Below are 19,302 nucleotides of genomic sequence, written 5' to 3' on the forward strand. Positions count from 1 at the left end.
TGACGGTCGGCGCAACGCGCCCGAGCGGCGCTGTACCGTTTGGGATTCCGGGTGACCGGAAGCGGGCGGCACAATCGCCCGGAAGGGTGCCGTAGCCGCTCGTTCCGTGCCGCCGACGGTCCAGCCTCACCAGACCTCACGTCGGACTGCGACGGATGTGGCCATTCGCCGGTGTTCGACAATCGCGGTCGGCCGGGCTTGCCGTAAGCCTGCCGTTGTCCGTAACGAGGAAGGGAGCGACCATGGGCATGCCGGGTGACGGAGGACGGCCCCCGAATACAGAGGGTGATCCTGCCGACCGGTTTCGGGAGCACGAGCGACGCCTCGATTTCGACACCGTGCAACTCGGCGTTGTGCAAGGCCCTCCGGGCACCGAGCAAGCCGCTGGTTCGGTAGGTCTTCCGCACAGCCCGCCCATGGACGCCCGGCTTCACGAGCCGTCCTCGGCGCAATCCGGTGGCGGCCGCGCCTCCGGTCTTCTGAAATCCAGCGCCGTGATGGCCGCCGGGACGCTGGTGTCCCGGCTCACCGGCTTCCTGCGCAGTCTGGTGATCACCGCGGCCCTGGGCGCCGCGGTGCTGGGTGACGCCTACACCGTGGCCTCCACCCTCCCCACCATGATGTACACCCTCACGGTCGGCGGCGGGCTCAATTCGGTATTCGTTCCCCAACTCGTGCGGGCAATGAAGGAGGACGAGGACGGCGGCGAGACGTATGCCAATCGCCTGCTGACACTCGTCATGGTCACACTCGGCGTGATTGTCGCCGTCGCGGTGTTCGCCGCGCCGTGGCTCGTCCAGTTGATGTCCCACACCATTACCCGTGACGAGGCGGCCAACAGCGTCGCCGTCACCTTCGCCCGCTATTGCCTGCCCACCATCTTCTTCATGGGGCTGCACGTCGTGGTGGGGCAGATCCTCAACGCCCGCGGGAAATTCGGGGCCATGATGTGGACGCCCGTTCTGAACAACATCGTGGTCATCTCCACATTCGGCTTGTTCATCTGGGTCTACGGCACCTCCGGCCAGTCCCACATGGATGTCCGGACCATTCCGCCGGAAGGGGTCCGGCTGCTCGGCGTCGGGACGCTGCTGGGTCTCGTGGTGCAGGCCCTGGCCATGATTCCTTACCTTCGGCAGACCGGCTTCCGGTTCCGTCCCCGTTTCGACTGGAAGGGCCAGGGACTGGGAAAAACAGTCAAACTGGCCAAGTGGACGGTGCTGTTCGTGCTGGCCAATCAAGCAGGTGCGACGGTCGTCACCCAGCTCGCCACCGCCGCCGGGAAGGCGTCCGGCAAGGAAGGCGCGGGGTTCATCGCGTACAGCAACGCACAGTTGATCTGGGGCATGCCACAGGCCATCATCACCGTCTCGCTGATGGCCGCGGTGCTGCCCCGTATCGCCCGTGCGGCCCAGGACAACGACCAGCAAACCGTGCGTGACGACATCTCACAGGGGCTCCGCACTTCAGCGGTCGCCATCGTCCCGGTGGCTTTCGCGTTCCTCGCACTCGGCCTGCCGATGTCGACTCTGCTCTTCTCCGGCGCGAACCTCGAAGCCGCCCGCGGCATGGGCTTGATCCTGATGGCTTTCGGTCTCGGACTCATCCCGTTTTCCGTGCAGTACGTCGTGCTGCGCGGCTTCTACGCCTATGAGGACACCCGGACCCCTTTCTCCAACACACTCGTCGTGGCCGGCGTCAACGGCGCCGCATCCGCGGTCTGCTATTTCGTACTCCCGGCTGCCTGGGCAGTCACCGGTATGGCGGCCTCCTATGGACTCGCCTATGCGGTGGGCGTCGGAGTGGCGTGGGGCCGGCTGCGCAACCGTCTCGGCGGAGATCTGGACGGGCGGCGAATCGCCCGGACGTATGTCCGGCTGTGTATCGCGGCCGTTCCCGCGGCCGTCGCCGGCGGCGCCGCGGCATTCGCGGTCATCCGGGGCCTGGGCGACAGCGCCTTCGGATCGCTCGTCGCGCTGATCGCCGGCGGTCTCGTATTGCTCGGCATTTTCACCGTCACCGCGAAACGGCTACGTATCGAGGAGCTCAACGCCCTGGTCGGAATGGTCAGGGGCAGGCTCGGCTGAATTCCCGCCGATGCGGTTGGCCCCGCGGAGCAGCAAGGCGCGGCCATTGCCCGGCTCGGCCTGCTGTTGATGGTGTCGACGGCGAGCCCGCAGCCCTCGGCAGCACTCCGCCCCGTGTACGGTGGGCCTGGGGAATCCTTGTCGTCACGGGCGCTCACTTCTCGGCCGCGGGCTTGGTGTCGGGGGAGAACAGGAACGAGATACGTTCCATGACGCGCTGGCGCTTGGTGTTCTGGAAGGCGGCGATGCGCCATGTGCCGTCGGCCTGGCGGACCAGTGTGTAGCTCTGCGTCTTGGAGAGGTCGGCCGCCTTCGGCTCCCCGCCCTCGTAGGTGTCGCCGCGACTGGTGGCCACGGCGGTGTCGGGGCCGTAGAAGCGGATGCCGAGCCACGAGTCGGAGAGCTTGGTGCCCTTGAGGAATCCGCCGAACAGGGCGCGGTGGCCTTCGGCGATGTCGCGTCGGCCCTGGTAGGCGGTGCCCACGTAGCTGGTGTAGGTGGCGTCCTTGGTGAACTGATCGCCGTACGCGGTGGCGTCGTGTCGGGCCCACGCATCCTTCATCGAGCGCAGGGTCTGGCAGACGGCTCGTTGGTCGTCGGCGGTCGCGGCGCCGCCCGGGGTGGCGGTGATTTCGGGCTTGACCGCGTTGCAGTCGCTCACGCCGAGGTCCTTCGCGTCGGAGAGGGCGTTGAGCCACAGGTATCCGCCGCCCGCGGCTGCGGCCAGCGTCAGCGCGGTGACTCCCAGGATTATCTTGATGCGGCGACGGCGGCTCTTCGGGGCCGAGGTGGTGACGGGCTCGGCCTGCTTCGGGTCCGGGGTGCTGATGGTGATCATGGATGTACCCTCCCGTGGTAACTTCGCAAGAGAAGTTACTGCGTCGAAGATTTCTCTTCCTCGAAGAAGAGATTAGGAAGTGGAGGAATCCTTGTCAACGCCGTCGATGCGCCCCGATGCGGGCGAGACCTACCGCAAGTACCTGAGTGCGGTGCTGCTGCACAGTCATGCGAGCGCCCGCGCCTGCGAGCTCGGGGCAACCGATCTGTACGCGCTGAACATCCTGCAATTGACGGGTGCGATGACCCCGGGCGAACTGGCCGCGCGCACCGGTCTGACGACCGGGCCGACCACCCGACTGATCGACCGCCTGGAGCAGGCGGGCTATGTGCGCCGTGTGCCCGATTCCGTCGACCGGCGCAAGGTGGCCGTCGAGCCGGTCGGCGAACCCGCGGAACTCGACCGCGTCATGGCCCCCGCCCGCCAGAAGATCGGGAAGATCCTCGGCAGCTACACACCGGAGCAACTCGACGTCCTCTTCGACTACTTCGCTCGTGCCGCGGAGGCGTACCAGGAGGCCGCCGAGCAGCTGCGCGATCAGTGAATGGCGTCACCGTGAAGCTGAATGGTCTCGAAGAGCTGCTGGTCAAGCAGCTGTCGGAGGCGCGGGCTGAGCGGGGCGAGATGTGCGCGTCGCCTCGGCCGGGGGCCGTGACCGCGGCTCGTGCTTCGTCAACATCGGCTTCCCCAGTGCCACCTCGGCATCGTGCAGCGGCCTGCGGGCGACCCTCGACGAAGCCACATTCACGGGCGGCGAGGGCCTGGCCCGCGACTCGACGCAGGCCAGGCCGTGGTCATCCCCGCCGCAGGGCGCCTCGCGCCGCTGGAACGGCCTGCGGCGTTCTGCGCCCTGCTGCTGGACTTCATCCGCCGTCTCCCGGAGCGGTGGCGCTGAACTGCGCACCCGGTCCGAGTCCCCCTCGCTGCCTCGGCTCGTCGAAGGCGACGGCGAAGGCAAAGGCGAAGGCGACGTGCGCTGGCCGTGCTGGGGCCTTTCTGCGCAGGTCAGCGGATGACTTTGATGCCGAAGTGGGTACCGAAGCCGAGGGCGAAACCGATGGCGGAGTGCAGGTGGGCGTACATCTCCATGCCGCGGGCGGCGACCAGCGGGCCCAGGTCGAGGATGTCGCGCCAGCCGTAGGCCGTGAGCAGGTCGACGGTCTGCTGTTTGGCGTCTGCGTCCTCGCCGGCGAGGAACATGGTGTGGTCGCCACCGCCGACGGCCCGCGGGGCGACAACGGTGTCCTGTTCCTGGGTGACGAAGGCTTTGACGACCCTCGTGGCGGGCAGGGCGCGCTGGATCTGCTCGGCGAGGCTGTCGCTGTCACACGGGTCCAGGGTGGGCATGACGCCCCAGGGGGTGGGCCAGGGATGAGCGATGTCGGGGTTGTAGACGTAGGGCACCGCATAGTCGATGAGGGTCTTGCCCGCGAGTTGCTCGGCGGCGGCGGACAGGGCGGCCACCGCGTTGTGGCCGTCGATGCCGTTGATGACCAGCTCGCCGTGGGCGGCGGCGTCGGCGAAGGTGTGGAGCTGGATGCCGGGGTGCTCGGCGAGGAAGTCCTTGAAGGGTCCGGTGCCCATCAGGTCCGGCTCGGTGCGGGCAAGGGTGGCTTCGGGGTCGCGGGTGCCGACGTGGACCTCGTGGCCGAGCTCGGCCAGCTTGGCGATGTGGGCGCGGGCGCCGCCGCCGGTACCGAGAATAGCGATTTTCATAGAAGTGTCCCGTTTTGTTCGTTATGGTCACTCCACTTTAGGTGGCATCCAGGACAGCGTTTGTCCTTTATGCGGGTGCAGCGAAGTGACCATGACAATTGAACGGGTGAACAAGTAACGCGCCCGTGCGTCTGCTGTGGCCGTTGTTCCCGTTACAGATCCGCCGCGACTGGCCCGGTCGGCCCCGTCAGGACCAACGGGGCCAACCAGGGCCGGAACGGAAGGCCGGAGCCGAGGGCGGGAGGCAGGGCGCCTGGTCGCCGGTTCGGCCTGGGTCAGGACGGGTCGAGCCTGATCGAGTTGTACGGGGTCAGGTCGGGGTCCCACCATGTCCAAGACGCCATCTTGCCCGTGCAGTCGGTTCCGTTGCTGTTCCTGCACAGAGCGGCTGTGGCGCCGCCGGTCTGGTTGTTGAAGACCCGGTGCACCCCGTACTCGTTGGAGAACTTGTGCACTCCGTACGTGTAGTAGCGGTGCTCAGGAGTGTCGTTGTTCCAGCTGGCATTCGGGTAGACGCACACGTAGCCCATCTTGCAGCCGGCGTAGTCGGTCTGCTGGGTGCCGCGTTCCCCAGCCTGCGCGCTTGAGGTCGTGCCCAGGACTGCGGCTACAGCGAAGGCGGCCGCAGTGATCTTTCTTGCGCTCTTATCCACAGATCTTTCCCCTCCCTTGTAGGTGGGATCAGGCTAGCGACCGCAACTCGGCAGGGGCAGTTGCCGATTTCGCCATGTGCTGTGCCCTCTCCCGGTGACTCTCTGCTACGCGGCCAAGTGCTCATTTACGCACGTCACAGGGCTTCGGCCGCTTGTTGACCGGCAGCGCGGTGGGCTCATCGAGGGCTTGTTGGGTGCGCTCCAGGGCGCGGCCCAGGGTGCTGAGAGCGTTGGCGCGGAGCCGGTTGTTGCCGGTGCCGTGAGAGGTGGCGAGGGCCAGTTCGGCGAGGGCGTCGTCCGTACGGCCGGCTTGCGCCAGTGCCAGTGCCAGCGCGTACCTGCTGTTGGCCAGTCGCAGCGTTGCGCCGATGACGCGGCAGATGGCAAGGGACTGCTCGGCCAGGCTCACCGCTTCGGTGACGCGTCCGGTGTCCAGGTAGGCGCGGGAGAGGTTGGCGAGCGCGCTCGCCGTGCCGTTCTGGTCTCCGTGGCGGCGAAACGCGTCGAGCGCCTGGAGCAGGTAGTTCTCTGCGCCGGTGTGTCGGTGTGTCGGTGCTGCATGCACGCGAGGATGCCGCTGTCGTTGTGGACGCGTGCGGTGATCACGGGGTCGGAGCAGCGGAGCTGTTGGTCCCTGATGGCGTGGGCCGCCTGTTCCGCCTCCTGCAATTGGCCGGCCATGATGTGGATATTCACCATCGGACAGCGCAGTCGGCCTACGGACCGGGCGTCGCCCTTCGCTTCGGCTGCTGCTACGAGGCGGGCGTTCACCTGCATGTATTGCCGGGCGTCCGAGCCGGATTCGGCCAGGTCTTTGGCGACGAGCATGAGGTCGGCGGCGCGGCGCAGTGCGGAGGCGTGTGCCGAGACGTCGGCGCATGCCAGTAGGGACCTGGCCTCGGTGAACAGCCACTGCAGTGCAGGCTCGGGGTGGTCGAAGCGCAGCCCGGGCCATCGGGTGGGTTCGAGGTGGTCGGGGGTGGTGTCGCCGGGCCGTTGGATCGCGTAGACAGCGGCGGTTGTCGCCAGGTAGAAGTCCAGCAGTCGCGACCGGGCCGCGTCCTGCTGCTCGGGGGACTCGTCGCGTTCGGCGCAGGACCGCGCATACAGGCGTACGAGGTCGTGGTACTGGTAGCGGTCGGGGGCGGGCGACTGCAACAGGGACGCGTCCACCAACGATTCCAGCAGTTCCCTGCTGTCCGTCCTGGTCCCCGGCGTCTGGAACTACGAATTCTGTGTCACCGCCGTCAATGGCGAAGCCGAATCCGGCAAGTCCAACTGCGTGATCGCAGCACGGCCGTCGGGCAAGGCCAAGGACGCGGCCCCGCCAACGGACACGAAGAAGAGCGCCCCTCTCTCGACCCTGATCCGGGCTCCCCGGACGCCGGCCGCGCCGGCCGGATAGCCCATACCTGACGAGAAGGCGGCGGGGAACCCGCCCCGCCGCCCCTCGCCCGTGCGTGCCATGACACAGCGGCGTGAGGGACGGGCGGGCCGGTGAGGAGCCCTGCACCGGGGCTGCACCGGGTCGGACTGCGCCGGGACCGCACCGCTCCCCGTGTCACTGGGGGCGGGATCCGGACGGCACGTGCTGGGCCGGCGGATTCAGCGGAGGGCCGGCCAGGGGCGGCTGTACGGGGCCCAGCAGGACTCTGGCCGCCACATTCGGCCGCATCAGACGCTGCAGCGGTGCGGACAGCGTCATCACGTCGAGCAGGGCCCGGGTGACGACCGGATCGCCGGTGGCGGTCCTGAGCAGCCGGTCGGTATAGCCGCGCAGAAGCCGGGCGGCTGCGGGGGGCCGTGGGCCTACGGCGCCGGGGTAGAGGATGTCCTGGCCGGTGGCCATGGCCCAGGGTGCCTGGGTGAGGCGCCCCACGGTGCGCTGCAAGCGCCGGGCCAGGCCCGGATCGCCGAGACCGTACCGGCCCAGCGCATCGCGTAAGGCGGCGGCTTCCTGGGCGGCGACCGACATGCCCTGGCCGTAGAGGGGGTTGTAGGTGGCGACGGCGTCACCGACTACGACGAAACCGCGGGGCCAGGCCCGCAGGAGGTCGAAGCGGCGGCGCCGGTTGACAGTGCTGCGGGAGAGGCGGACGTCGGTCAGTGGTTCGGCGCCGGCGATGAGTTCGGCCACCACAGGGTGCCGTACGTTGCGGGCGAACGGCAGGAACTCGCCGGCTTCCCTGGTCGGCTGCCCGCCACGGGTGCCTGACAGGGTGACCAGCCACTGTGCGCCTTCAATGGGAACGAGCGTCGCTGTCTGGCCGGGCACCGGAGCCTGGGCGTCGGACTGCACGTTGACGATGGGCCAGTGTGCGGTTCCGGCCGGGGCGCGGAAGATCCGGGTGGCGTAGGCCAGGCCGGAGTCCACGTGCTCCTCCGCTACGGGCGGCAGGCCGAGTGCGGCCAGCCAGTTGGCGGCCACGGAGCCGCGTCCGGTGGCGTCGACCACGAGGTCGGCGTCGAGCCGCTGGACGTCCCCGGTGGTTGTGTCGCGTACGTCGACACCGGTGACGTGCCCGGCAGTGCCGGACAGCCCGACGGGCTCGGTACGGGTGAGGACGCGGACCCTGGGGTGGGCCAGGACCTGTTGGCGTATGCCCCAGTCGAGCAGATCGCGTGAGCAGGCGATGAGGTACTGCATTTCGGGCCACCGGCGCAGCCATCCCTGGGCGGTGAGGGACACCAGTCCGGTCGGCAGCGGGATCCGGCGTGCGCCCGCCTTCAGCCACCGCTGTGTGACGCCGGGCAGCAGGCTTTCGATGGTGCGGGCACCGCCGGACCACAGCAAGTGGGCGTGCTGGGCTTGAGGCAGGCCTTTGCGCGGCGCGGGGGAGGTGGGCAGAAGGTCGCGTTCGACGATGTGGACCTCGGCGTGAGCGGCCAGGACGGCGGCGGCCAGCATGCCGGTGAGGCCGCCACCGAGCACCACGGCGGCAGGGGAGTGCGCGGAGGGGGAGTGCGGGGTTTGGTGGGTGGTCACAGGTGGTTCTCCCCGGAGTGGCGTCATGGACCCAGGACGCTATGCGAAGGTGAGGACGGGTTTGACCACGTGGCCCGCCAGAGCTGCGCCGGCAGCGGCCTCGATGTCGGTGAAGGGGAATTCGGTGATGAGCGTTTCGACTGGGAGTTTTCCCTGCCGGTAGAGGTCGACCAGCTGGGGGATGGCTTCGGTGGGGTTCGCGTCGCCCTCGGTGACGCCTCGGATGGTGATTCCTGCGGTGATCACGGGCATGGTGTCGAACTGCGCTGTACCGATGCCGACCAGGGCGAGCGTGCCCTGTTTGCGCAAGGCATGGAGGGCCTGGGACACCACGGCCGGTCGGCCGGTGGTGTCGACGGCGTAGTGCGGCCCGCCGTGGGTGACATCGCGGACAGCCGCTGTCACATCATCTTCTGCGGTGGGGTCGATGACGGCCGCGGCGCCGAGCTTCCTCGCCAGCGCGCGACGTCCGGCCAGGGGCTCGATGGCGATGACGGTGTGGCCGTCGGCGACCGCGGCCATGATGGCGCTCAGGCCGACGCTGCCCGCACCGAAAACGGCCAGGGTGGTACCCGGGCGCGGCCGCAGGACGGTGCTGACCGTACCGACGCCGGTCTGGACGCTGCACCCCAGTGGGGCGACCAGGGTCGGGGACAGGTCGGCGGGGACGCGGATGGTGTTGCTCGCGGTGGTCAGGCAGTGCGTCGCGAAGGCGGACTGGCCGAAGAAGTTGCCGTGCACCGGAGTGCCGTCAGGGTGGGAAAGGGGCGTACTGCCGTCGCGCCGGGAGCCGGCCATGTTGAGGGCGCCGGCGTGCTCGCAGTAGGCCGGGGTCCCCGCCGCGCACGGTTGGCAGACGCCGCAGCTCTGGTAGGTGAGGCAGACGGTATCGCCAGGTGCGACGGTGGTGACCGCGTCGCCTACGGCTTCGACGACGCCGGCACCTTCATGGCCGAAGACCATGGGCAGGCGGTCCTGCGGCCACAGCTGACGCATGCCCAGATCGGTGTGGCAGATGCCGGCGGCGGTGACCCGGACCAGAATCTCGTCGGACCTCGGCAAGTCAAGGTCGAGAGTACGGAGCGTGAAGGGGCCACCGGGGGACTCGACCAGGGCTGCTTGTATCTGCACGTGCGTCTTCCTTGGGTTGCTGGGAGCCGTCATGGTGGCGATCGTCTCCCCGCGGAACTCCACCGTCCACAGGGCCGCCCCGCCTTTGGCCGACTCACTGTTCGAGGCGAGCGAACCGCGAGGATAGCTTCAGGCCGTACGGTCGGAAGCGCCGCCCGCAACCTGCCCAGCTCGCCGGTGTCCGACACCTTGCCACTGGTTGCCCGGAGGGTGGCAATACGGGCGCGGGCTTGCTCGACGTCCACGCAGCATCCACTCGCTTCCGGCCCGTGCGTTCTTGGTGCTGGCGGCGGTTCTGGTGTGGGTGTGTCCTTGGCAAGGTGGCCGCAGGTCAGCGCCAGGCCTGTCGTTCCTGGCAGTGGGGGGCGTCGACCTGGGTCCATTGGGTGTCGATGCGCATCGTGGCCCGGCGCTCGTCGTCGTACGGGTGCCAGCCGGGGTTGCCGGTCCTGGCGAACCGGACCCATGTCTCGTGCATACGGGCGGCGAGATCAACGGGGGGCTTGTCTGGGCCGAGCAGGGCGGCGGACCCGTGCAGCTGCGGTAGGTGAATGACATCGAAGACGAAAGGCAGCTCGACCGCGTGGGTGGCGCCGAGCTGTCCGCCCAGGGCGTGGGAGCGCCAGGCGAACTCGTAGGCGTAGGTGGCGCAATCGCGGTGCGCGGCATGAGCGCCGGCCAGGGCCCGGGTGCCTGTTCCGAACAGCGCGTCGCCCATGATGGCGGAGCGCAGCTCGCCGAAGGACGCCTCGGGGCGTGCCTGCCGGTACGCCCCGACGAGTCGCGCCGGCTTCGGGTGCGAGCGCGCCGCCGCATCATCGACGTCCCTGGCGGTCGAGGTGGCGTATTTGCCCACCGGGACCAGGTAGAGGTTTCCTTCCTCGGTGTTGGTCCCGATGAGCAGGTCGATGCCGTTACCGCGGCCGGCGGCGACGGCTTCGGCGGGCTGCGTGTCGAGGACCAGACTGAAGGGGCTGAGCCCGATCAGCGGGTCGCTGTGGCTCTCGGTCTGCAGGTCGATGCCCACGAGCCGGGAGGCGGCCTCGACCAGACGGTCGTCGCAGATGTCTGCGAAGGCGTCGTCCTGGGGCTTGATGCCCAGGACCTCGGCCGCTGCCCTGGTGACGCGGGCGGCCTGCTCGGTGGTGAACGCCCCCAGGCCACTGCCGCTTTGGACGATCGCCCGGCGCAAGAGACCCGCGGCTTGCGGGGCGGCGAGGACGCCGCCGACGATGGTCGCCCCGGCCGACTGGCCGAAAAGAGTGACGTTGTGGGGGTCACCGCCGAAGGCGGCGATGTTCCCCCGCACCCAGCGCAGCGCGGCGAGGACGTCGAGCAGTCCGCGGTTGGCGGGCGCGCCGGGGATGTCGAGGAACCCGGCGATGCCGAGCCGGTAGTTGAGGGTGACGAGGACGACGCCGTCGCGCGCGAAGGCGGAGCCGTCGTACAGCGCGGACCGCGTCGATCCGGAGACGAACGCGCCACCGTGGACGAACACCATGACCGGCAGCTCGCCGCCGCCGGCGGCGGGCGTCCAGACATTGGCGGTCAGGTAGTCCTCGCCGCGGCTCCAACCAGCGCCGAAGTAGGGGGACATGTCGAGGCTGCCCAGCTTGCGCTCGGACTGTGGCGCGTTGGGCCCAGGCACGGTGGCGTCCCGTACCCCGTCCCACGGCTCGTGCGGCTGCGGCGGCCCGAACCGGCCGGCGCCGCGGGGCGGGGTGGCGTAGGGGATGTTCAGGAAAACGGCGGTGTCGCCCTGGCGCAGGCCGCGGACGGCTCCCCGCGCCGTGGTCACGACGGGCTCTCGGTGGTGGCTCATGTCTGGTGCCTTTCCGCAGGTCTCAGGCCTGCTCGGGGTACGGGGCGAAGGGGGCCCAGCGCTTGATGGCGAACTTGTCTCCCTCGCGTACCACCTCGGCGGCGCCGTGGCCGCCCAGGTGCGCGGGGATCACGAGTGCGTTGTTGTCGGCCGCCCAGCCCAGCACCTTGCGGCGCGTGGCGCGGGCGCCCGCGGGGTCCTCGCAGAAGCAGCTGTTGGCGTCGGGCTCGATGATCTGCACGGGGCTGTGCAGCATGTCGCCGACGAACACCGCGCGGTCCGTCCCCGAGGTGAGAGTCAGGACGCAGGAGCCCGGGGTGTGCCCGGGAGCCGCGTCCAGGCGGAGGCCGCCGTCTATCCGATGGCTGTCTTCCCACAACAGCGTCTGGCGAGCCTGGTGTACCGGGGCCACGCTGTCCTCGAAGACGTTCTGGTTGCCGCGGCCGAGCAGTGGCTTGTGGCCGTTCTCGGGATTCCAGAAGTCGAAGTCGTCCTTCGGCATCAGATAGGTGGCGTTGGGGAAAGTGGGAGCCCATTGGCGGTTGTCCAGGTACGTGTTCCAGCCGACGTGATCGATGTGGAGATGCGTGTTGATCACGATGTCCACGTCCTCGGGCGCGACGCCGACGCGTGCGAGATTGGCCAGGAAGTCTGTTTCGAGGCGGTTCCAGACCGGCGCGTACGGGCGGTCCTTGTGATTGCCCACGCCGGTGTCGACAAGGATGGTCTTGCCTTCGCTGCGCAGCAGCCAGGTCTGGATCGCGGAATTCACGACGTTGGTCTCGTAATCCAGGAAATGCGGGGTCAGCCAGGGCGCGCCGTCGTCCCACACTTCCTTCGGGCTTTCCGGGAAGAAGGTGTCGGGCGTCATTTCGACGGGACCGAAGTACTCCCATACCCGTGTGATGGATACGTTGCCCAGCTTGATTTGTTCCATGAGAAATCCTTGGAAAAGAAATGCGGAGGCTTTCTTGGAAGCGTAGGAGCGGCCTGGCCCGCGCGGTACCCGTAATGTGACTGCACCTGCGTGCAGCGCCGGGCAGTGGGACCGGCCGCCTGTAGCCTGGTTGGGGCCAGGACAAGGCGATTCCGATCGAAAGCCGCAATGCCGGGAGACTCCGTGGACGAGCACACAGGCGACCGCGGTGCGCTCAAGGGGCCCGAGCCGGACCAGGGGGAGCTGATCGTCGGCCGGGACGCGGAATCGGCACGCCTCTTTCGCGCGGTGGACTCGGTGTCGGCCGACCCGGTACTGATGCTGGTTGGTGATGTGGGCACGGGCAAGAGCGCGCTGCTGGAGCACGCGGTGCGCCGGGCTGAAGCCGGCGGTGCTCGCGTACTGCGTGCCGAGGGGAGCGAGTCGGAGTCGAGCTTGGCTTTCTCCGCACTGCATCAGTTGCTGCGGCCAGTGCTGGCCGAGGTGGACGGGCTGCCTGGAAGGCAGCGCGCTGCGATGCGGGATGCCTTCGGCGAGGGGCCGGCCGCGTCGGGACCCGACCTCATGCTGGTCGGGGTCGCGGTCTTGAGTCTGCTGTCAGGCCTGGGCGACCGCTGTCCGGTGCTGGTGGTGCTGGACGATGCGCAGTGGTTCGATCGTGCTTCCCTGAATGTGCTGTCCTTCGCTGCCAGACGGTTGGCGGGTGAACCGGTCACGATGCTGATCGGGGCCCGCGATGACGATCAGCTTCCGGGTTTCGACCGTCATGTGCCGGTGCTGGCGTTGGGGCCGCTTGACAACGTTGCGGCTCATCAGTTGCTGGACCTGCAGCCGAAGAGTCCCACTGGCCGTACCAGGTCGCGCATCCTCGACCAGGCAGGCGGCAACCCGCTGGCATTGGTGGAACTGTCGAGGGCGGCGTCGGCACAGGGCATGGCTGCGGGGTTGCCGTCTACAGGTCCGCTTCCGCTCACCGATCGTCTGGAGCGGGTCTTCGCCGCCCGCCTGAACAACCTGCCCGCCCCCACCACGCGGGCTCTGCTGCTCCTGGCCGCCATGGACAGCGCCGATTCCGCGATCGCCGTTTCGGCGCGGCTGCCGCGCGCCGGGGACGCGGTATGGCTGCCGGCTGAGGAGGCCGGGTTGGTTCGGCGGGCTGGCCGGGATGTCCGGTTCCGCCATCCGCTGATCCGGTCCGCCGTGTATCACGCCGCTTCCGTGGAGGCCCAGCGCGAGGCTCACCTCGCTCTTGCCGCGATGTTGCGGGACGAACCGGACCAGAGTGCGGACCGGAGTGCCTGGCATCTTGCCGCTGCCTGTCCGTATCCGGATGCGGCGGTGTCGGCGGAACTGGAGCGGACGGCCGGTCGGGCCCGTCGCCGGGGTGGGCATGCGGCGGCGGCCCAGGCCCTGCAGCGCGCCGCGGAACTCGCGCCGCGGCGCGAGGACAGTGCCCGGCTGCTGGTCGAAGCCGCCGCGGCGGCTGTGCTCACCGGAGACATGGCCTGGGTCGAGGATCTGGTTGCCGCGGCACGCATGCGCACCGAGGACGCGGCCCTGCTGGCTTCCGCCGCCGTGCAGGCCGGTCGGCTGGCGGTGCTGACCGTGCGTCACACGGTGGTCTTCTCCCGGCTGGCCGAAGCGGCTGAGCGGTTGGCGGCCTGCCAGCCCGCGGCCGGAATGGACCTGGTGGCCGGCGCCGCCGTGGTCCGCTTCTATTCCGGTTCGGTGATCGGGCTCAACTCGTCTCCCTGCTGCCGGAGTTGGCTGCCGAGGCAGAAGGCCGGCCGGAGTGGCTCACTGCCGTCGGGATCATGGCGTGGCTTCTGGACGAGACTCCGTGGGCGGTCCGCGTCTTTGACGGGGCCTTCGACCGCTGGGAGTTGCAGGGAGCGTTGCCTGAGGGGTTGGGCGGCGCGGTGGCCTGGGCCTATGTGGAGCGAGGGCGGTGGGATGGGGCCCGTGAGGCTTGTGCCCGTATCACCGCGGTCGGCCGGGCGGCCGGTCTCGACCACGCCGTGGCCTGCGCGGCCACGGTGGATGCCACCGTGCTGGCCTTTCAGGGTGATGCGTCCTCGGCCCGCGCCCGGGCCGAGGACGCGCTCATGCTGATCGATCCGTTGGAGAGCCGCTCGGTCGCGGTCTATGCCCGTCGTGCGCTCGGTGCCGCGGCGGCCGCGGAAGGCGCCTACGAGACCGCGTACGGCCACCTTCGCGCGGTCTTCACGGCGGACGGCGCACCCGTGCACTACCACGCCTCCTACCCGGCTCTCGCAGATCTGGCGGCCGCCGCTGTGCGCTGCGGCCGCCACGAGGAGGCTGTTGCGATCGTCGAACGCTCGGCGTCTGCGCTGGCGGACAACGCTCCACCTCGCCTGCGTGCACTGATCAGCCGAGCCCGCGGCCTGTTGGCGAACCGTGGCCTGTTGAACCGTGGCCTGTTGGCGCACTCCGAGGACGCCGAATCGCACTTCCGGGCGGCCCTGGCGGATCCGATACTGGAGTACTGGCCCTTCGAACGCGCACAGACCCTGCTCGACCTCGCCGAGTGGCTGCGGCGCCGTCGCCGCATCGCAGAGGCGCGCGGGCCGCTCACCGAGGCCCTGGAAATCTTCCGACGCCTGAGCGCACGCCCGTGGATCGAGCGCGCCCGGGCCGAATCGCGCGCTGCCGGCCTCGACGTCACGGATACGGCCCCCGACGCGCTTGCCGAACTGTCCCCGCAACAGCAGCAGATCGTCCGGCTCGCCGCCAGCGGGCTGACCAACCGTGAGATCGGCGAGAAACTCTTCCTCTCCCCGCGCACGGTCAGCTCGCACCTTTACCGCAGCTTCCCCAAGCTGGGCATCACCGCCCGTTCCCAGCTACGCGACCTCATCGAGGGAACCTTTGCGACGGAGGTCCCCAACCGCAGACCGTCATCAGGAACACGCGGCTGAGCGCCGCCGGGCACGGGTTCTCCGCCCGGTTCCGGAAAGGGATGAAGTACTTCTACCCGGCGCTGTAGTCGGTGCCGTTGCCGTCCGGGCCGGGGGTGCTGCGTCCCAGGCCCCGGCGGATCGCGATCTCCACGGGGGAGTACGCGCCGTCGGCCCGCTCCAGTTCGTACGGCGCGGCCGGCATCAGTGGCGGCTGGGCCATGAAACGCGGCCGCCTCCCGTGGTGCGGTTGCGCCGCGTGCACCAGGAACGGATGACACAGGAAGACGTCGCCCGGGGACCCGGTGGCCAGGGCGAGGGGCCGGTGGTCGGACGCCGCCACCAGATCGGGCGCCAGGGCCAGCCCGCTGGCCCCGTCCTCCCCGTACTGCTCCAGCACCTTCGGCACATCGAGATGTGAACCGACCCGGATCCGGGTCGGGGCGTCCGCCTCGCCGACCTCGCTGAACAAGAACAGCATCAGCAGCGCCCGGCCCCGGGAGCGCAGGTTGGTGAAGTACCAGCTCTCGCCCTCCGGCAGATAGCTCCCCTCGACGTGCCAGCCCGCGTCGTCGGGCTCCTGCTCGTGCGGGAAGCGCAGCGGGAACGTACCCAACGAGTAGCGTGGCTCCCAGCGTCCCGCGCCGACGAGCAGGTCGTACGCGTGGTGCAGGGCCGGGGAGTTGGGGGCGGCGGCGAACGGCCCCTGCGCCATGCCGGCCACCCAGTGCACCGGCTGCGTCCACGTTGCCCGGTCGTCCGGGTCGCAGCCCGTCTCGCGCCACAGCAGCCGCGCGCAGTCCGCGGCCACGCGCGGCGCGACGGCACCCTCCAGCTTCACGAAGCCGTCGCGCAGGAAACGGGATATCAAGGTCGTGTCATCCATGCCCTCATCGTGCGGCGACACCGGCCCCGCTCACCCAACATTTTCCGCACCGCTTTCGTCGGGCGCACCGAGTTCTGCACCGCCTCCTCCGAGAACAGACGCGCTCCGCGCGGCCCGGACCGGCCGGCGCGCAGTTCGTCGCCTTCCCTCCAGAGTGCCGCCACCACGATGTGCTCCCGTTATTGACCGCGTGGTCAACTGTCGATACGTTGACCGTGTGGTCAATAACAACGTGGAAACAGGTGAGCGGGAGCCGGCAGCCTTCGCGCCAGCTCCGCTAGCGCAGGTGAAGCGACTGGTGAACGCCTATGCGGCGGTCTGTCTCGGCACGGTGGTGGCGCTGGCCGCCATGATGGCGGCGGCACCGTCCCTGGCGACCGACGAGGCATGGGGGCATGCCGTGGTCGTCGCCGTCTTCGCGATCGTGCTCCTGCTGCGGACACGCGCGGCGCTCAAGGGAAGCCGCGCCGGCTTCCGCGCGGTCACCGTCATCGGATGCGTGCTGCTGGTGGTGAACCTCGTCGAGGCCGTACTGCCGGGCGTCTTCCCGTCGTGGATGCGCGTCGAGATGCTGGTCATCGCCGCGATGATGCTGGTCCTGGTGGCCCTCTCGGTCCGGGCCCGCCGCGGTCTGCCGGACGGCCCCAGATGAGCGGGACGGCGGCGACCGGCGGCGCCGGCGAGACCGGCGCGCCCTCGCCCTCCGCAGGGCCGGGTGCGCGCCGGCAACGGCTGGATGAGGACCGGCGCCGGGCCCAGATCATCGCAGCGGCCGTGGCGGAGCTTGCCGACCGGGGGTACGACGGCCTGTCGTTGACCCGCGTCGCCGATCGGGCCGGTGTGTCCAAGGGCTTGCTCTGGCACTACTTCGCGGGCAAGGACGACCTGATGGAGTCCACCGCCAAAGCGACGATGACGACCATCAGGGACCAGATCGCGCGCTCGCTCGACCTGGCGCAGCCCGTGCCGGACATCCTGCGCGCAGCCTTGCGCCGGGCCGCGGCCCTGAGTGCCACCCACCGGGTGGAACTGACCGCCCTCAACCGCATCTTCCACAATCTCCGCCACCCCGACGGCACGCCCCGCCTGACCGTGGATACCTATGAAGAGATCTTCCATGCACAAGAGTCGCTGTTCCGGCGCGGACAGGCCGAGGGAAGCCTGCGGCAATTCGACACCCGCGTCATGGCCATCACCTACCAGGGTGCGATCGACATGATGCTGGGATACCTCGGGAGCCATTCCCGCATCGACCCGGCCGATTACGCGGACAAACTCGCGGACATCTTGCTCACCGGTATCGCCGCGGATCGCTGCGCGGATCAGGAATAGCCGCTGCGCCTGAAGGCTGGGCCTGAACGCCGCGGCTGGAAACAGGTCTCGCATGGCGCCGGTGTGCGGGAGGTGCGTGTCGGCGGGGGGAGCGCCCGGGGAAGGCATCGGCCGTCCTCGACGACTTTGACGACCGAGTAGTGGACCCGATGTTCTTGAAGCTCGACGCACGCCTCTCGCTTTCCAGGGCGCCGGGACGCCGAGGCACCGGGAAACCAAGGCGCCGAGGCATGCTCTCAATGCTGCCGTCCAGGGACCGGAGCCCTCGTAACATCAGTCGGGGGCCTTCTCGTTCAGCGCTGCTCTGTCACACGGCGGCCGTAAAGAAGGGCTCGTCCGTGCATCGCTGGCTCTCCGGACGACGCCGGTCGACGGTCAGCCTGGTCATCGCGGGGTGCACGGCAGTGCGGGGTGCACGGCAGTGATCATGGCCGACGAAAGCGTGATCAGATTCTCGGCAGCAGGTGTCGGCGCGTTCGTACTCTTCGCGTTCGTCCCTGCTGCTCAAACGTAATCTCCCAGCCGTGAACACGGCGCAGGTGGAGAACGGCCGAATAGCCGAACAGTCGAACCGCCTTCAGGCCCTGCGACGGTGGAAGCGGTCCGAGACGCGGTCGATCGTCCAGGCGGCATGCAGCGTCGGCGCGCTGAAGACGGGCGGAGCGAACCGTGGCCGCGTACGCCATACGGCGGCGAGGTCCTCGTGCATCCGGTCGCCGGCGAGCCGGTCGGCCAGCAGTGTGCCGAGGTAAGGGGACTGGGCGAGGCCGTGGCCGTTGCAGCCGATGGCGTAGAAGACGTTTTTCGTCGCCTCTCCGGCGACCGGCAGCAGTGACGATGTCATTGCGATCCACCCGCCCCAGGCGCGTTGCGGTGCGACGTCGCTGAGCGAGGGGAAACGCTCGTGGAATCCGCGGACGAGGTCCGCCACGACCGCGTCGTCCGGCTCGCGGGCGCCCAGAGCTCCTTGCGCTGTCCGCAGCCGACGGGTTCCGAACATGATCGTGCCGCGTGGCGTGGGCCGGTAGTTCTCCAGGATCGTGTGCGGGGTGATGATGCCGGTGCGCCTGGTCCAGCCGGTCGCCGTCAGGCGTTCGGGATCGATCGGTTCGGTCTCGACCAGGCTGGTCCAGACCGGCGTGGCCATCCGCTTCGGGGCGATCGCGAGGTCGCGGGAGTAGGCATTGGTGGCCAGCACCGCACGCTCGGCGCGCAGGCGTCCGCCGGGCACGTGGACAACGACCTCTGAGCCATGAGGCTCGATCGCGCGTACGGCGGTCCGTTCGTAGGTCCGCACGCCCGATGCGAGAAGCACCTCGCGCAGACCGAGCGCGAGCTTCCCGGGATTCAGCAGCCCGCCGGCCCGCTCGAAGACGCCGCCGAGGAACGTCTTCGGCAGGCCGAAGCCGCGGCCTTCGACGAACTCGACGTCCGCCCCCGCGCCCCGGAGGATCGCGGCGTTGCGTTTGGTGCGCCGGAGCTGTCCCGGGGAGACGGCGGCGATGACGTTGCCCGTCGGCTCGTAGTCGCAGCCGATGGCGAGCTGGCCGATCAACTCCTCGGTGAAACGCGCCGCCCTGTCCGCGTAACGGACGAGCCCCGGCAGTCGGCGCCTGTAGAGGGTGTGCAGGAGCTGCGGGTCGCCGGCCAGCGCGTTCGACAGATATCCGGCGTTGCGTGAGCTGCCGCCCCATCCGCAGAACCCGGACTCCAGCAGGACGACATCGGCACCGCGCTCGGCCAGCCGCAGCGCCGTTGCCATGCCGGCGTATCCGCCCCCGACTACGGCGATGTCGCAGGTCAGCTCCCCTTCCAGCATCGGCGCGAAATCGGTGGGCCGCTCGGCCCAGCCGCTGAACGCCGAGTACGTCACACCGGCGAAGCCGGCCCCGCTCGCTGCAACGTCGTACATGGTGATCCCGGATTTCCGTCCTGAGTACAGAAGATGACGTCACCGTACCGAGACCCACGAATTTGCACAACAGTTGTTACGTGA

Annotated in this window: 16 protein-coding genes and 1 pseudogene; 6 read left to right on the forward strand and 11 right to left on the reverse strand. The window is 69.2% G+C overall.

The genetic code is table 11. The annotated features are described in order from the left end of the window. Positions 1-452: 452 nt before the first annotated feature. Positions 453-2,087, forward strand: a pseudogene (gene murJ, locus ACH4K4_RS26550) (murein biosynthesis integral membrane protein MurJ); the annotation flags it as partial. 154 nt (positions 2,088-2,241) lie between these two features. Here the strand turns inward: murJ and ACH4K4_RS26555 are convergent. Beyond that, entirely contained in the window at positions 2,242-2,925 is a 684-nt protein-coding gene (locus tag ACH4K4_RS26555; protein ID WP_398170606.1) for an SgcJ/EcaC family oxidoreductase, read from the reverse strand. A 91-nt stretch (positions 2,926-3,016) separates the two neighbouring features. Here ACH4K4_RS26555 and ACH4K4_RS26560 point away from each other — a divergent pair, with 91 nt between their 5' ends. Next, complete coding sequence (locus ACH4K4_RS26560; protein WP_398170608.1) at positions 3,017-3,469, forward strand: MarR family winged helix-turn-helix transcriptional regulator; 453 nt, start codon at positions 3,017-3,019, stop codon at positions 3,467-3,469. A gap of 461 nt (positions 3,470-3,930) precedes the next feature. On the opposite strand, the gene ACH4K4_RS26565 is transcribed toward ACH4K4_RS26560, so the two are convergent. From ACH4K4_RS26565 to ACH4K4_RS26600, 8 genes are all read right to left on the reverse strand, one after another. Next, entirely contained in the window at positions 3,931-4,641 is a 711-nt protein-coding gene (locus ACH4K4_RS26565; RefSeq protein WP_398170609.1) for an NADPH-dependent F420 reductase, read from the reverse strand. Between the two features lie 275 nt (positions 4,642-4,916). Then, on the reverse strand, positions 4,917-5,294 hold the full coding sequence (locus ACH4K4_RS26570; RefSeq protein ID WP_398170611.1) for a hypothetical protein: 378 nt from the start codon (positions 5,292-5,294) through the stop codon (positions 4,917-4,919). A 121-nt stretch (positions 5,295-5,415) separates the two neighbouring features. After that, positions 5,416-5,814, reverse strand: coding sequence for a tetratricopeptide repeat protein (locus ACH4K4_RS26575; RefSeq protein WP_398170651.1), 399 nt, complete (start codon positions 5,812-5,814; stop codon positions 5,416-5,418). Continuing rightward, complete coding sequence (locus tag ACH4K4_RS26580; RefSeq protein ID WP_398170652.1) at positions 5,700-6,467, reverse strand: hypothetical protein; 768 nt, start codon at positions 6,465-6,467, stop codon at positions 5,700-5,702. Before ACH4K4_RS26580 ends, ACH4K4_RS26575 begins: the two co-directional genes overlap by 115 nt. A 388-nt stretch (positions 6,468-6,855) precedes the next feature. Further along, entirely contained in the window at positions 6,856-8,280 is a 1,425-nt protein-coding gene (locus ACH4K4_RS26585) for an NAD(P)/FAD-dependent oxidoreductase (RefSeq protein ID WP_398170613.1), read from the reverse strand. Between the two features lie 39 nt (positions 8,281-8,319). After that, positions 8,320-9,411 (reverse strand): NAD(P)-dependent alcohol dehydrogenase, encoded by a 1,092-nt coding sequence (locus tag ACH4K4_RS26590; protein ID WP_398170614.1) that lies wholly within the window; start codon positions 9,409-9,411, stop codon positions 8,320-8,322. Between the two features lie 331 nt (positions 9,412-9,742). Next, on the reverse strand, positions 9,743-11,233 hold the full coding sequence (locus ACH4K4_RS26595; protein ID WP_398170615.1) for a carboxylesterase/lipase family protein: 1,491 nt from the start codon (positions 11,231-11,233) through the stop codon (positions 9,743-9,745). A gap of 22 nt (positions 11,234-11,255) precedes the next feature. Then, positions 11,256-12,170, reverse strand: coding sequence for an MBL fold metallo-hydrolase (locus ACH4K4_RS26600; RefSeq protein WP_398170616.1), 915 nt, complete (start codon positions 12,168-12,170; stop codon positions 11,256-11,258). Between the two features lie 183 nt (positions 12,171-12,353). Between ACH4K4_RS26600 and ACH4K4_RS26605 the strand changes: the two genes are divergently transcribed. Together ACH4K4_RS26605 and ACH4K4_RS26610 are read left to right on the forward strand one after the other, a co-directional pair. Then, a complete protein-coding gene (locus ACH4K4_RS26605) occupies positions 12,354-14,282 on the forward strand; it encodes an ATP-binding protein (RefSeq protein WP_398170617.1) in 1,929 nt (642 codons plus the stop codon). Continuing rightward, positions 14,276-15,109 (forward strand): LuxR C-terminal-related transcriptional regulator, encoded by an 834-nt coding sequence (locus ACH4K4_RS26610; RefSeq protein WP_398170618.1) that lies wholly within the window; start codon positions 14,276-14,278, stop codon positions 15,107-15,109. Before ACH4K4_RS26605 ends, ACH4K4_RS26610 begins: the two co-directional genes overlap by 7 nt. 52 nt (positions 15,110-15,161) lie before the next feature. Here the strand turns inward: ACH4K4_RS26610 and ACH4K4_RS26615 are convergent, their stop codons facing one another. Continuing rightward, the gene (locus ACH4K4_RS26615; protein ID WP_398170619.1) at positions 15,162-15,974 is read right to left on the reverse strand and encodes a phytanoyl-CoA dioxygenase family protein; all 813 of its coding nucleotides are present in this window, start codon (positions 15,972-15,974) and stop codon (positions 15,162-15,164) included. 286 nt (positions 15,975-16,260) lie between these two features. Between ACH4K4_RS26615 and ACH4K4_RS26620 the strand changes: the two genes are divergently transcribed. Together ACH4K4_RS26620 and ACH4K4_RS26625 are read left to right on the forward strand one after the other, a co-directional pair. Continuing rightward, on the forward strand, positions 16,261-16,626 hold the full coding sequence (locus tag ACH4K4_RS26620) for a hypothetical protein (RefSeq protein ID WP_398170620.1): 366 nt from the start codon (positions 16,261-16,263) through the stop codon (positions 16,624-16,626). Continuing rightward, positions 16,623-17,306 (forward strand): TetR/AcrR family transcriptional regulator, encoded by a 684-nt coding sequence (locus tag ACH4K4_RS26625; protein WP_398170622.1) that lies wholly within the window; start codon positions 16,623-16,625, stop codon positions 17,304-17,306. Before ACH4K4_RS26620 ends, ACH4K4_RS26625 begins: the two co-directional genes overlap by 4 nt. 577 nt (positions 17,307-17,883) lie before the next feature. Here ACH4K4_RS26625 and ACH4K4_RS26630 read toward each other — a convergent pair. Continuing rightward, entirely contained in the window at positions 17,884-19,218 is a 1,335-nt protein-coding gene (locus tag ACH4K4_RS26630; RefSeq protein ID WP_398170623.1) for an NAD(P)/FAD-dependent oxidoreductase, read from the reverse strand. Positions 19,219-19,302 lie beyond the last annotated feature (84 nt).

Origin of the sequence: Streptomyces sp. NPDC017529 (assembly GCF_044329785.1) — a bacterium.
Taxonomy (GTDB): Bacteria; Actinomycetota; Actinomycetes; order Streptomycetales; family Streptomycetaceae; genus Streptomyces.